Source organism: Acidocella aminolytica 101 = DSM 11237, assembly GCF_900129125.1.
In the GTDB taxonomy this organism is placed as follows: Bacteria; Pseudomonadota; Alphaproteobacteria; order Acetobacterales; family Acetobacteraceae; genus Acidocella; species Acidocella aminolytica.
Window position 1 is genome coordinate 22,636 of sequence record NZ_FQVJ01000012.1, and the last position, 13,957, is coordinate 36,592.

A 13,957-nucleotide genomic window follows, 5' to 3' on the forward strand; every position below is an offset into this window, starting at 1 on the left:
GCCGGGTGATGTCATCACAGTCCTTGAACGCCGTTTCTGAAGCCGGCCCCACCGCCATCCCCCGCACGACCGCCTTGGCCTTGGTGGTTGCCGGGTTCGTAACTTTCGTGAATATGTGGTGCACCCAGGCCATTCTGCCGGTGCTGGCGAAAAGCCTACAGGTTTCGCCAGCTTTAACCGGCTACACCGTCACCGCCCCGCTGGTGGCCACCGCCGTCATGGCCCCGCTCATCGGCATGATTTCAGACCGGTTTGGGCGGCGCATCTTCATTCGCGGCGCGGCTTTGCTGCTGGTCATCCCCACCGTGCTGGCGGCCTTTTCCTCGAGCCTTACCATGCTCATCGCCTGCCGGTTCGCGCAAGGGCTGTTGCTGCCCTTCATTTTCACCATCACCATCGCTTATATCAGCGACGAAATGACGCCCATCAACGCGATGAAGATGGTGGGCATCTACACCTCCGGCACCATCAGCGGCGGCTTTTCTGGGCGGCTGATCGTGGGCTTCGTCACCGCCTTGGCAAATTGGCGCATAGGGTTTCTGGTCATTGGTGCAATCACCCTGGCCGCCGCCCTTACCATCACCTTCCTACTGCCCAAGGAGCGTCGCTTCCAGCCCACCCTGGGCATTAGCGGCGCGCTCAGCTCCTTTCCCAACCATCTTTCCAACAGGCGCCTGCTCGGCACCTATGCGGTGGGGTTTGGTGTGCTGTTCTCGCTGGTCAGCGTTTTCACCTTCATCAATTTTCGGCTGGCCGAGGCGCCTTATAATCTCGGCCCCGCCGCGCTGGGGGCCATTTTTGTCGTTTATCTGGGTGGCGTCGCGGCCAGCCCCGTGGCGGGGCGGCTGGGCGCGCGCATGAACCGGCGAATGTTGATGGCGGTCTGCGTCGGACTCATCCTCACCGGGCTGGCGCTCACCCTTGCCTCGCCGCTCTGGCTCATCTGCCTGGGGCTGCTGTTCGTGTGCTTCGGCGTATTTCCACAGCAAACGCTGGCCACCGGCTTTATCGGCGTAGCCGCGCGTGGCGCCAAATCCACCGCTGTCGGGCTTTATGTCACGACCTATTATGTCGGCGGCAGCTTTGGCGGCATCCTCCCCGCCGCCGCTTGGCACGATACCGGCTGGCCGGGCTGCGCCGCCATCACCGCAATTGTGCAACTCGCCATGCTAGGGTTCGCGCTGAAAAGCTGGCGCGATACTTAAAGGACTAGTTATTTGTTTCCGTCATAACCAAATAATCGCTTATTACTTTTCCGGCGCGGAATGGGTGGGGTCCACCCAGTACACTTCCTCCGGCGGCTCAACGGGGTCGATCGTATCAATATTCACCACCACCGCTTCGTTATCTGAGCGCACCAGCACGCATTGCAACACCTGAGCAGGGTCGGCGTTGATCTCCTGATGCGGCACGTAAGGCGGTACATAGATAAAATCGCCCGGCCCGGCCTCGGCCACGAATTCCAGCCGCTCCCCCCAGCGCAGCCGCGCCTTGCCGCTGACCACATAAATAACGCTTTCGAGCGCGCCATGATGGTGCACGCCGGTCTTGGCATTGGGGTCAATTGCCACCGTTCCCGCCCAGATACGCTGTGCGCCCACCCGCGCCTGATTAATTGCCGCCTGCCGGAACATGCCTGGCGTCTGCGCGGTGTTCGGGTCTAACTGGTCGCCTTTAATCACGCGCACGCCATCATGCTTCCAGTGCGGCTCGTGATGATGGTCATGCAGCATTATGTTTCCCTCTTGCTTCCGCGTGAAGGATGCCGTTTCCCCCCACAAAAGAAAAGGCCGGGGACGGCCCGGCCTTTCATGGTTCAGGAGCGAAAGCGCACCGAGCGGCCCACCGGCTCACCTGTGACCTGCCCCTCATACATCACCACATTGCCGCGAATGATGGTGCCCACCGGCCAGCCCGTGCAGGCCACCCCGTCAAAGGGCGTCCAACCGCATTGGCTTGCGATCCAGTTATTTTCGATGGTCCGCTTGGCCTGCAAATCCACCACCGAGAAATCCGCGTCATTCCCGGCCACCAGCCGCCCTTTGCCGACCGCGCCATAAACCCGCGCCGGACCTTCGGACATCAGTTGCACCAGCCGCAGGAGCGAGAGCCGGCCTTCATTCACTTTGGTGAGCATCAACGGCAGCATGGTCTGCACGCCCGTTAAGCCAGCCGCCACGGCGGGCCAGGGTTTTTCCTTATTAGCGCGCGGGTGGGGCGCATGGTCGGAGCCGATATTATCCACCGTGCCATCCGCCACGGCGGCCCAGGCCGCATCCATGTGGCGCTTGTCGCGCAGCGGCGGGTTCATCACGCCATAGCCGCCCAGGCGCTCATATACATCCGGCGCGCATTGCAGCAGATGATTCACCAGCACCTCGCACCCCACGAGGTCTTTATGCGCCTTCAGGAACTCAAATTCCTCGGCGGTGGAAACGTGCAGAATATGCGCCGGACGCCCAGTGCGCTCAGCAATGGCGGTGATCCGCCGTGTACCCTTGAAGGCACATTCCACATCGCGCCAGACATAATGGTCGCTATATGGCCCGCCTTTCTCGAACGCGGCCTTGCGCTCCTGCAGGCGCTCCTCGTCCTCGGAATGAAACGCCACGCGGCGGCGGCCTGAGCGCATCAGCCGCTCGATGCTCTCATCATCCGACACCAGGAGATTCCCCGTGGAAGACCCTGCAAACACCTTCATAGCGCAGACGCCCGGCAGACTTTCCAGCATCCCGGTTTCGTCCAGATTATCCATGGTGGCCCCGGCGAACATGCCGATATCGCACCAGCTATGCCCGGCCACATAATCATGCTTGGCCTGCAAGGTGGCCACATCCACCCCAGCCGGGTTGGTGTTGGGCATGTCAAATGCCGCCGTCACCCCGCCCAGCACCGCGCCCAGCGAACCGGAGCGCATATCCTCCACGCCCTCAATCCCGCCTTTGCCGCCATCGCGGAAATGCACATGCGGGTCGATCACGCCCGGCAACACATGCAGTCCCTTGGCATTGAAGCTTTCCGCCGCGGGGCCCAAATTCTTGCCAATCGCGGCAATCTTGCCGTTCTTCACGGCCACATCGGCCTCCGCCTCGCCCCAGGGCAGAACCAGCGTGCCGTTTTGCAGGATCAGATCATAGCTCATGGCGTTTCCTATAAGCGCAGAAGTTCAAAAGCGGCAGAGGTCACGGTCTCAACACTGAGTCCCGTCATCGGCGCCTCGCCCTCCGGGCCTGGAGCCACGGCAATGGCGGTGCGCGGCCCGGCGGGGGCATATTCGCTGGCGCGGGATCGGCCGAACAGCCCCAAAGTCGGCGTCCCGGCCGCCGCGGAAAGATGCATCAGCCCGGAATCATTCCCCACGAACAAAACCGTCCGGCGCAAACACGCCGCCACCTCCGGCAAGGTCAGATTGCCCACTAAGTTTATCGCCCCGGGCAATGCCGCCAGCACGGGGGACGCCAACGCGGCTTCCATCGCCCCTGGCCCGCCAAACACCGCCGCGCGGGCACCGGGCAGTTTCGCCTGGAGAGCATAAAATAATTTTATAAACCGGTCGGCGGGCCAGATCTTGCCCTCCCAGTTCGCGGTGGGCGCCAGGGCGATAACCGGGCCCTCGGTTATTAAGGTGGCGGCCTTGGCGTCATCCTCCGGCGCGGTCCAGGCAACGGGCAAAGGCGGCGGGGCCAAGCCCAAGGCCGCGCCAAGCTGCGCGTAACGCCGCCCCGGCCTGCGCCCGCCTTTCAGGATATGCCGTTTGCGCGCCGCCAAGGCCAAGGTGATGATGGAACCCCGCACATCCACCGCGATATCCCAGACCTGCGGCACCAGCTTTGACCATAGCCGCAGCCAATGTCGGTCGAACCGCTCCTTCTCAAAAACGATCAACCGCTCCAGCGCCGGGAAGCGCGTGAACACCCCTTCCGCCACTGTGCCGCAGGCAATGGTGAAACGCGCCTGCGGATATTGAAGCCGCAATGCCTCCAGGATTCCGCAAGAGATCACGGCATCGCCGATGCGCGAGGAAGTGATGAACAAAATATTCATATCTGCCGCCTCTAACCCGCCGGGGCGCCATCGGCAAATAAGGTGGACTTGCAGCTTCCGCCACGCCCCGCCATCTTGCGGTCATGAGTAAGATTACGCCTCTGCCGCACCGTGGTGTTCTGGAATTGAGCGGGCCTGACCGCGTGTCGTTTCTGAACGGGCTGGTGAGCAATGATGTCACGAAAGCCGGGCCAGGCCGAGCTGTGTGGGCGGCTCTGCTCACCCCCCAGGGTAAATATCTGATTGACTTTTTCATTCTCTCGGACGGTGAGCGGCTGCTGCTGGATGTGCCGCGTGAGGCGATCCCGGCTTTGATGCAGAAGCTGCGTCGCTATAAGTTGCGAGCGGCCGTTGAGATGAAGGATCTCTCGGACGAACTCATGGTCTATGCCACCTGGAATGGCGTGCCACCACAAATTCCGCTCACTGCCGCCGACCCGCGCTTGCATGAGGCCGGCTACCGCTGCCTCAGCGGCGATAAAGTGACCGCCAACGCCACGCCGGAGGACTATGCGGCGCACCGCATCGCCCTTGGCCTGCCGGACGGCCCGCCGGACCTGGAACCAGATAAGACCCTGCTGTTGGAAGCCGGGTTTGATGAGCTGGGCGGCGTGGACTGGGATAAGGGCTGCTATATGGGCCAGGAATTGACCGCGCGGACGAAATATCGCGGCCTGATTAAACGCCGCCTGTTGCCCGTGGCGTTGGAACATCCCGGCGTCACGGCGGGCACGCCCATCTTCGCGGACGGGCTGGAGGTGGGGACGATCCGCTCCGCCGCGGGCAGGATTGCGCTTGCCACCTTGCGTCTGGATGCCTTGAACAAACCACTCTCAGCCGCGGATACAGAGCTTGCGCCACACCCGCCGAGCTGGTTGAAACAGCCAGAAGGCTAACGCTCTCAGACTGTGGCGACAGAGCGGCTGGCAGGGACCTCGGCGTCACTGTCATGGTCGTTATCCTTCAGGATGGACCAGCCTTTATGCGGCAGGCGACCCTCCATAAACCCCGCCTGCTCAAAATGAGAGGACGCGGAGGCCACAGCACCTGAGCGGAGCGCCTCCGCAACGTCCGGATATTCGGCCAGATACCAAGCTTCATCAACCTTGGCAGGCCGAGGCAAACGATTTTCAAAATAACCAGCTTTTATGTAATGGTCCTTAGCAGATTTGAGCCCGCCCGCGCGAATGGCCATCGCGACATCTGGATTGGTTTTCAAATACCATGTCTCATCAATATCAGCCCCGGCCAACAGGGTTCTGATTAGGTCGAGCAGCTTACTTTCCTGAAGCTCGACATAATGACCGGGGACCGAGCCGGAATCGCTCATCAGATAACGATATGAGCGCATCTTGCCTCTCTCCACCAATTATAACCACCGGGAAAAACCTAACCAAAACCCATCCCGCAGCGCAACAAAGACACCCCTATGCAACATTACTTTAGTATTAAAATTTTACGCCAAGCCAGCGCGGAAGATACTGTCGTCTTATAATTTTTTGCAGATGGAAAGCTTGAGCCGCATGTCCTGATGCGTAACAAGACATTATTACCAGTTCGCCTCCGCGGCAGGCGCGGGCGCGGCATGACCATACGGAGTCTTGATGGCGGTCCAGGGACACGTGGATACGATGAAAGGCAGCTACATCACAGGATGGGCTGTCTCCATACCCGACAATGGCAATTGCGCCATCACCATCACGGACATGGGCGGCAAGCAGCTCGCCAAGGGCCGGGCATCACGCCACCGGGAGGACCTCGTCGCGCTTGGGCTGGGGCGGACCACGCTAGCGTACCAGATCGCCGTGCCGCTTGGGACCGAGGCGCAGCTTTTACGCGTATTCGGCAATGGCGAAGAGTTGACGGGCTCGCCCTTCAAAACCGGTCCGGGTCTATTTGACGGCCTCTTTTCCGTTGAGGCGGACCGTGTCACCGGCTGGGTGACTGAACGCGTAAAAGGCAGCCAAGCACCCTACATCACGGTTCGCACCCAAGCCGGCCTTGAAGTGGCCCGGGGCGCCAGCGCGTTCGATGACAAACCCGCTGATCCGCTTTTCAACCCAGCGCGGTTCAGCCTGGAACTCGATGCGGATTGCTTCGGCGCCGGTGAGCTTCTGCTCAGCATCCATGCCGATGGCATGTTTGTGGGCCATGCCGCCTGTAATCTGGAATTGCACGGCAATCTTGACCGCATCTCCCCGGACCAGGCCACGGGCTGGCTCTATGCACCGGAAGCATCGAAGCGTATCTTTGAACTTTCCGTCTATCGGAATGGAAAGCTAGCCGAGACCGCCCCTTGCGAGCTGGAACGCACAGATGTTGAGGCGCATTACCCAGATTGCGGCAAGCCGGGCTTTGACATCCGGGTTCCTTATGAGCGCGTAGCGGCGGATGAAACCGTGTCACTCAGCATCCGCTTCGCAGACGGTCAACGAGAATTGTTCGACGGCCCTTACCGTTTTGCTAGCCGCTCTGCGGCGGTAGCGGCCATTCACAAAGTGGCGCATCTCGCTCATGCTGACCTGCCAGGGCTGGAGGCCGGGGAACGCGCGCTGCTGACCGAGGCGCTGAAAGATTATCTCGCCAAAGTACGTGGCCAGGATGGGGTTGTGCTGCGCAAACAGCCTTCCAGCGGGCCTCAAAGCAAGCTGCGCATGGCCATCATCGTACCCATTTACCGGGGCGTGGCGGTGACGCAAGCTTGTATCGAGTCCGTGCTGACCCACCGTAACCCGGACACCGATCAACTGGTGCTGATCAATGATTGTTCACCCGATGCCGACATGGGGCCGATGCTCGCCGCCTACCGGCAGATGCGGAATGTGATCGTGCTGGATAACGGGCAGAATCTTGGCTTTGTCAGCACCGTGAATCGCGGCATGGCACTGACCAGAGGCACGGACGTGCTGCTGTTGAATTCTGACACCGTACTTCATGCTGGCGGGTTGGATGAGCTGGTACGTGTGGCCTATGCGCACCAGGATGTCGGCACCGTGACCGCCATGTCCAACAATGCCACCATCTTCTCTTACCCCTGCGCGGAACTGCGCGAAGCGTCGCTGCCGGATGTCAACTGGCCGGAACTGGCGGCGCTGGCCCTGCGGGAAAATCAGGGACTGTGCGTGGATGTACCGACAGGCCATGGCTTCTGCATGTTGATTAAGCGGGAGGTAATAAGCCGAATCGGCTTCTTGGATGAAGCGTTCGGGCGCGGCTATGGCGAGGAAAATGATTTCTGCGCCCGCACGGCTGGCATCGGCTACCGCAATGTCGCGGCGGGCGGCGTAATTGTGGAGCATAAGGAAAGCATTTCCTTCGGCAATGAACGCGCCAGCCTGCTGGCACAGAACCAGCCGCGGCTGAACGCGCTCTACCCCGAACTGACGCCGCTGATCATGCAATATGAGGCCGAGGACGGGCTGCGCGGAATGCGCTGGCCACTTGACTGCGCGCGGCTTGCCCAGGCCCGCGCGAACGGAACCAAGTTCGCGCTGGTCATGTCAAACGCGCTGGAAGGTGGCACGCCCAAAGCCATCCGGGATATTGAACGGGAAGTCGGCTATGGCGAGGCCACCCGGCTGTCACTCAGCGTGACCAAGAGCGGGCTGATCGAGCTGAGCTGTGAGGCGCCGCTGCTGTGTGCGCATTTCAACGAGCACGAGGCGGAGGAGCTGTTCACGGTGCTGGACAGCGCCGCGCCGGAGCTGGTGCTGGCGCATCAACTGCTCGGCTTCCCCGCCACGGTGCTCGCCGGGCTCCGGCATTGGCTGGGCGGACGCCGCAGCCTGTATTGGGCGCATGATTTCTATTCCTTCTGCCCGCGCGTGACGATGATCGACGCGATTGGACGGTTCTGCGGCGGGGCAGATGCAGCAACATGCGGACGCTGCGTGAAGATGGGCGGGGCGCACGAAACCTCGGTGCTGAACGAGTTGACGGCGGAAGAGCACCGCGCGCTATTTGGCGGGCTGCTGGAGGCTTTCACCCATGTGATTGCGCCTTCCGCCAATGCGGCGGGCTATCTCGGTAAAATCTTCCCCCGGATCAAGATTGAGGCCGTGCCGCACCCTGAAGCCCCAAATGGAGTGGTCGCCACGTCGCGCACGGGCAGCGATGATGAGATTGTGATGCTGGGCGCCATCGGCCCGCATAAAGGCTCGAAAAAACTGTTGGAAATAGCCCAGCGCGCCCGCCTCACCCACCCGCATCTGCATTTCCGTGTGATCGGCTACACGAATATCGACAAGGCGCTCAGAGCTGTTGGCAATGTCACCATCACCGGCAAATACGAGCCCGAAGAGCTGCCTGCTCTGCTAGCGGAAGCCAAGGGGCGGCTGGCATTGTTTCTACCCGCTTGGCCGGAGACATATTCCTACACCCTCTCTGAACTGGTGAAGCATGGCTTCATTCCGCTGGCGCCTGATATTGGCGCCCCGGCGGATCGCATCCGCAGTGTGAAATTTGGCGTGGTCTTCCCCTTCCCGGCAGATGCGGAAAGGCTGCTGGCGCTGATCGACGATATCGCCACAGGCCGAGTGGAGCCCGTGGCCAAAGGGGCTGCGCCGGCGAACTTTTTCTCCCGGCCAGAAGATCTGGACAAGCTCTCGCGGATTATTCTGGGGACCGGTTCCGCCGCCAGCGCGGGGAGCAAGAAAAAAGCCAAACGGGCTGTGCCCGCCACGGCCTGAGCCGCCTTCAGGCCACGCGTTGAAATGCTCCGGCTATCCGCAATAGCGCTCCATCACTGGCGCGGCGCACGCTGATCTCGCCTGTTGTTCTGGCGGGTAGCGCCACAGCAAAACCGTGGCAGCCTTTGCCGATTCCGGCCGCGCGCAGATCCTCCCGATAGAGATTGGCAACCACGCGGGCGAGAATCTCGCCCCCTGCCATGACAAACAAAGTCACGGGCTGGTCCGGGGCCTGCTGGCATTGCGCCCACCCGCGGCAAAGCTCAGGCCCGGCTTCATCCACGCAGCCCAACAGATCCCCCTTCGCTTCCGCCGCGCGGGGGAGGCCGGCTCGCTCATCCACCCAGGCGCGCAACGCTTCCAACGCCAGCCCATCTTCCACACGCGGAAGGCAAGGGGTGCCCGGATCGTCATCACCCGGATACAAGGCCGCATATTCAGCGGCGTTCTGGAACCAACTGCGGGGCGTGACGTTGAGATAGCTCTCACTCAAAGCGCCATCGGCGGTCAGTAGGTCGTGACTATCCAGTTCCAGATGCAGATACTCAACCCGCCCGCTGCACGGGGCTTGCAGCACGTTCACCTGATTTACCAGCCTCCAGGCGGGCACCAGCACGCCATGCAAAAAGACGCCATGGCCCGGGGAAACCCGCATCGGCCGGTTCGGCACGCCCTCGCCCAGTGCACCGGGCAAGAAGGTGACGGGAAGCATCAGCGGGTTATCCCGCAAAAACTTCCCTTCATAAGCGCTGCGGCCGATCCATTTGATGCGCCGTACGCCGTTGGGGGTGGTGACTTGGTCACCAATAGCCAACCGCTCCACCGGCACCTCGCCTTGCGGGGACAGGATCAGGCTTCCGGGGCAAAAACAGGCGACATCGAACCCCAGCACGCTCATCAAGGTGGTATCTACCGGCGAGATGGTGGTAGCGTAGCCTGGATATTCATAGGCGGCAAAAGCGTCCGTACGGTATTGGGTGGTATCCGCCCAGTCGCTAATATCGCTAGTCGTGTCGAAACTGGCGAGAGTAGTGGCACCGGCATCGAGAGAGAAATAGGACGCCGCATAGGGCGTGGATTGCAGCGTGCCGGGTGACGCATAGGCGTAGAGATCCATGAGGGTCAAATCCGACCCGTTATTGAAATCCGCCCGTCCAAGCGCGTGAGACAGTTCATGCTCAGCAGTGCCTACAAAATCCAACTCCCCGGAAACCGCCCCGGTTGACGTGCTGAAATTCAGCACTCCGCCCCCCGTGCCGAATGTCACCGTGCCATCAACCCCACCGGACGCAGCGATGAGGCCGGTTGTGGGCAGGCCCAGCGCTTCCGCCTGGGCGACGGTGAGGTAAAGCCCCTTCCCGCCTGTCGGATCCGTGCTGGGCAAGGCGGCGACGGCGGCTTTTTGCGCGGTGGTCTGAGCGTTGGCGTGCAGGGCGGAGACAACAGTGGCATAGCCGTAAAGTCCGGCGGAGCTGAGATAAGGCGACGCCTCCCCCAGCACAGTGCCGGTGCTATCCCAGCTCACGTCAATGCTGACGGTGATATTGTTGGTAATCAGGCTATCGAGTTGCTGGGCGGCGTAGTCCAGCGCGGTGGTAAAGCTGCTTGGCGCCGCCGAGGTGGACGTGTCGAAAACAAGCTGAATATGCATATCTCAAGCCCCCCCGCGCCGCTGGCGCCAGAGTGGCCCCGCAACAATGCATAAACCGTTAATCTATGCTCGATGCAAAGCGGTTTTCAGTATTTCCGTTTCCTCTGGGGTGAACAAACCCTGGCGTAGCAACAGATCCAGCAGCACCAGCACCACGTTGAACTTGAACATGTCGGTGGTAAGCAAAGCCTCTTTCACCTGCGGCAGTGGCCAGAGCGCGAAGCTTTCCACCTCGCCATCCATAGGGCGCGGCACGAAATCTTTCGGCAGCTCCAGGTCATAAGCGTGGATTACATCGCGACGCAGCCCTTCCGGGCGTTCCATATTGTACCGGAACCGCGCCACAAGCTTTGCTTTGACGGCAGTGGATTCATCTAACCCAGCTTCCTCCTCGGCCTCTTTCAGCAAAGCCGCGAAAGGCGTGTAACCCGCCGGAACCCCGCCCGCCACCAGATGATCCAGCTTGCCGGGGTCAAGTTTTTTATTAGCGGCGCGCTTGGCCACCCAGAGATGCAGCCCACCCGGCTTACGGACCAACCCGTTGAGATGCACCCCCACCCCGATCACGCCAAAGCTGGGCAGAGCGCCACGGTCCAGCACGCCCAGCACAGGGCCGTCCGGCTCTGCCCGCACGTCAAAATCCTCCGCGCGGGTGGAGATGCCGATAGCGGCGGCCAACTCGTTCAACTGGGGCAGCAAGGCCACGGGCAAATCAACCCGGCCGGATGAAATTTTGATGGCGGCGTCTAGCCCGCGCAGCCGCTCCGCCAGCGCCGGCTTCATATAACCGAAATGTTGCGGCCCGGCGGCCAGCGCCAGCCTGTCACCCGGCAGCATGGCAGAGTGGCAGAAATCAATCGCCGCGAGAAGCTTTGCAATTTGCGAGTCAGATGCCATGTGCAGGGTCATGACCCGATCCGCCGCCCGTGCCAACCCCCATCTAGCGCCTAACGACGCAGCCAAGAAAGCCCGGGGGTCGCTAAAGACTGTTGTGTCTCTCCTGCCCTATCTCTGGCCCAAGGGCGAAACCGGCCTGCGCGTGAAGCTGGTGCTGGCCTGCATTGCCATGCTGCTGGCAAAGTTGGGCACTGTTTATGTACCCGTGGTGTATGGCCATCTGGTTGACAAGCTCACCCACACGGCCGGGCCGCTGGCGCTGCCTTTGGCTCTGATTGGCGGCTATGTGGCGGTGCGTATTGCCTCCGCCGCCTTTGGGGAACTGCGCGATGCGCTGTTCGCGGGCGTGCAGATGCGCGCCTCCCGCGTGGTGGCGCGCAAGACGTTCGAGCATCTGCACGCGCTCTCCATGCGCTTCCATCTGGACCGGCAGACGGGCGGGCTTTCCAACATCATTCTCCGCGGTACGCTGGGGATTCAGTCCGTGCTGCGCCTAGCCACGTTCAATCTGGTCCCGACGATCATCGAACTGCTGCTGACCACGGCTATGCTCTGGTATCTGTTCAATATCTGGTACGGGCTGATCGCCTTTGTGGCCATCGGGTTTTACATCGGCTTCACCCTCATCTTCACCACTTGGCGGACGAAGTTCCGCCGCACGATGAACGAGACCGATAACGAGGCCCAAACCAAGGCGATCGACTCGCTGCTGAATTTCGAGACAGTAAAATATTTCGGCAACGAGACCCACGAATCCAGCCGCTTCGATGAAAGTCTGGCGCGGTATGAGACGGCCTCAGTGAAGTCTCAGGTCACGCTGAACATGCTGAATATCGGCCAAGCGGTGATTATCTCGCTAGCGCTGGGCGTGATGATGGTAATGGCCGCGCATAGCGTGTTGCAGCATAAAATGACGGTCGGCAGCTTTGTGCTGGTGAACACCTATCTGCTGCAGCTTTATGTGCCGCTGAATTTTCTGGGCTTCGCATATCTCAGCCTTAATCAAGGCTTGGTGGATATGGAGCAAATGTTCACCCTGATGCGCGTGAATCAGGAGGTGCAGGACAAGCCCGGCGCGCTGCCCATCGCCTCGCATGGAGTCCCAGCGGAAATCCGGTTTGAGGATGTGCGCTTTGCCTACAACCCCGACCGGCAGATTCTTAAAGGCGTGAGCTTCACCGCCACGCCGGGCAAAAAGATCGCCATTGTCGGCCCTACCGGCTCGGGCAAATCCACCATCTCACGCCTTGTTTTCCGGTTTTACGATGTCACTGGAGGGCGCGTGCTGGTGGACGGGCATGATGTGCGCGACATTAAACAGCACGCTTTGCGCGCCGCCATCGGCGTGGTGCCGCAGGATACTGTGCTATTCAATGACAGCATTTTCTACAACATCGCCTACGGCCGCCCCGGCGCCACGCGGGCTGAGGTGGAGCACGCCGCACGACTGGCACAGATTCACGGCTTTATTGAGTCTCTGCCGCAAGGGTACGAGACCAAGGTGGGCGAGCGCGGCTTGAAGCTCTCCGGCGGTGAGAAGCAACGCGTGGCCATTGCCCGCACCATCCTGAAAGACCCGCGCATCCTGATTCTGGACGAAGCCACCAGCGCGCTGGACACGGCGACCGAGCAAGGTATCTCCGCCGCTCTGCGCTCCGTAGCGCAGCACCGCACCACGCTGGTGATCGCCCATCGGCTTTCCACCGTCACCGACTCCGACGAGATTTTGGTGCTGCGAGAAGGCGCGGTGGTGGAACGCGGCACCCATACCGCCCTGCTGGCCGAGGACGGGATTTACGCCTCCATGTGGGCCGCCCAGGCGGTGATGGAGCATGAAGAAGCCGCGGCGGATGGTGCAAATGCCACGCCGCCTGAAAAAACCCCGGAAAACGCGGCTGAGTGACCCCGGGTTGGTGGCGCCCCCCGGACCCACCAGATAAGACAAAACGACATTTTGGATTAATAGTGAGATGACAGACAGACAATCCCCCCCCGAACGCGAGCTGAGCCATGCGGGCTCGGTGGTGGATAAGGCCATTGAATTCATGATCGGCCAGGATCTTTCAGAACTGGCCATCGCCTCGGCCCTGCTGGGCGGCGCCATGGGGCTGCTGACCCGCTCTTTGCCGGATACGGTGGTCGTGCAGATACTACAAAATGCCATCCAGAGCATCGAAAATGGCGAGATGAACGCCGCCTCCGGGGAGGACCGCGCCGGTAATGCCTAAGAGGCAGGCTGAATCTTAAGCCCAGCCCCGCGCTGAATGGCTTGACGAGGCCCTCCCCTTCGGCCATAAGCCGCCCCGATATTCCGGGCTGGCCCCTGCCAGCCCGCTTTTGCGTTTCTTTGAGGAAGAGTAACCATGGCCCGCCGTTGCGACCTGACCGGAAAGACCGTGCAAGCTGGCAATAACGTCAGCCACGCGAACAATAAGAGCCGCCGCCGGTTCCTGCCCAACCTGCAGGTCACCACGCTGCTGTCTGAAACGCTGGGTGCCGTGCGCCTGCGTCTCTCTACCCGCGCGATCCGCACGATCGAGCATAATGGTGGGCTGGACGCGTATCTGCTGTCTCACACCGACGCCAAGTTGACCACCGAAGGTCTGGCACTGAAGCGCCGCCTGCAGCGCGCTCAGGCCAAGAAAGAAGCGGCGGCCGCCTGAATTCCAGTTCCGGG

12 protein-coding genes are annotated in these 13,957 nt (G+C 61.3%); 6 read left to right on the forward strand and 6 right to left on the reverse strand.

Annotated elements, in window-relative coordinates:
- Window positions 1–8: 8 nt before the first annotated feature.
- Window positions 9–1,205, forward strand: coding sequence for an MFS transporter (locus BUB54_RS08290; RefSeq protein WP_048878883.1), 1,197 nt, complete (start codon window positions 9–11; stop codon window positions 1,203–1,205).
- Between the two features lie 42 nt (window positions 1,206–1,247).
- Here the strand turns inward: BUB54_RS08290 and BUB54_RS08295 are convergent, their stop codons facing one another.
- The 3 genes from BUB54_RS08295 to BUB54_RS08305 all read right to left on the reverse strand — a co-directional run bounded on the left by BUB54_RS08295 (window position 1,248) and on the right by BUB54_RS08305 (window position 4,044).
- Window positions 1,248–1,733 (reverse strand): cupin domain-containing protein, encoded by a 486-nt coding sequence (locus BUB54_RS08295; protein ID WP_048878882.1) that lies wholly within the window; start codon window positions 1,731–1,733, stop codon window positions 1,248–1,250.
- Between the two features lie 83 nt (window positions 1,734–1,816).
- Window positions 1,817–3,142 carry a dihydroorotase gene (locus BUB54_RS08300; RefSeq protein WP_048878881.1) on the reverse strand — a complete coding sequence of 442 codons (1,326 nt, stop codon included), beginning with the start codon at window positions 3,140–3,142 and terminating at the stop codon, window positions 1,817–1,819.
- 8 nt (window positions 3,143–3,150) lie between these two features.
- Window positions 3,151–4,044: a glycosyltransferase family 9 protein gene (locus tag BUB54_RS08305; protein WP_048878880.1), complete on the reverse strand. Its 894-nt coding sequence runs from the start codon at window positions 4,042–4,044 to the stop codon at window positions 3,151–3,153.
- A gap of 83 nt (window positions 4,045–4,127) precedes the next feature.
- Here BUB54_RS08305 and ygfZ point away from each other — a divergent pair, with 83 nt between their 5' ends.
- On the forward strand, window positions 4,128–4,940 hold the full coding sequence (gene ygfZ, locus BUB54_RS08310; protein WP_048878879.1) for a CAF17-like 4Fe-4S cluster assembly/insertion protein YgfZ: 813 nt from the start codon (window positions 4,128–4,130) through the stop codon (window positions 4,938–4,940).
- A gap of 5 nt (window positions 4,941–4,945) precedes the next feature.
- Here ygfZ and BUB54_RS08315 read toward each other — a convergent pair whose 3' ends face one another.
- The gene (locus BUB54_RS08315; RefSeq protein ID WP_048878878.1) at window positions 4,946–5,395 is read right to left on the reverse strand and encodes a hypothetical protein; all 450 of its coding nucleotides are present in this window, start codon (window positions 5,393–5,395) and stop codon (window positions 4,946–4,948) included.
- Between the two features lie 253 nt (window positions 5,396–5,648).
- Here BUB54_RS08315 and BUB54_RS08320 point away from each other — a divergent pair, with 253 nt between their 5' ends.
- On the forward strand, window positions 5,649–8,732 hold the full coding sequence (locus BUB54_RS08320; RefSeq protein WP_073211465.1) for a glycosyltransferase: 3,084 nt from the start codon (window positions 5,649–5,651) through the stop codon (window positions 8,730–8,732).
- Between the two features lie 7 nt (window positions 8,733–8,739).
- Here BUB54_RS08320 and BUB54_RS08325 read toward each other — a convergent pair whose 3' ends face one another.
- Entirely contained in the window at window positions 8,740–10,383 is a 1,644-nt protein-coding gene (locus BUB54_RS08325) for an NF038122 family metalloprotease (RefSeq protein WP_048878876.1), read from the reverse strand.
- A 63-nt stretch (window positions 10,384–10,446) separates the two neighbouring features.
- On the reverse strand, window positions 10,447–11,280 hold the full coding sequence (locus BUB54_RS08330; RefSeq protein WP_048878909.1) for an NUDIX hydrolase: 834 nt from the start codon (window positions 11,278–11,280) through the stop codon (window positions 10,447–10,449).
- A gap of 10 nt (window positions 11,281–11,290) precedes the next feature.
- Here BUB54_RS08330 and BUB54_RS08335 point away from each other — a divergent pair, with 10 nt between their 5' ends.
- The 3 genes from BUB54_RS08335 (at window position 11,291) to rpmB (ending at window position 13,943) form a co-directional block, all read left to right on the forward strand.
- Entirely contained in the window at window positions 11,291–13,183 is a 1,893-nt protein-coding gene (locus BUB54_RS08335) for an ABCB family ABC transporter ATP-binding protein/permease (protein WP_073211467.1), read from the forward strand.
- A gap of 67 nt (window positions 13,184–13,250) precedes the next feature.
- Complete coding sequence (locus BUB54_RS08340; RefSeq protein ID WP_048878875.1) at window positions 13,251–13,508, forward strand: hypothetical protein; 258 nt, start codon at window positions 13,251–13,253, stop codon at window positions 13,506–13,508.
- 135 nt (window positions 13,509–13,643) lie between these two features.
- Window positions 13,644–13,943, forward strand: a complete 300-nt coding sequence (gene rpmB / locus BUB54_RS08345; RefSeq protein WP_048878874.1) for a 50S ribosomal protein L28 — start codon at window positions 13,644–13,646, stop codon at window positions 13,941–13,943.
- The last annotated feature ends 14 nt before the right edge of the window (window positions 13,944–13,957 follow it).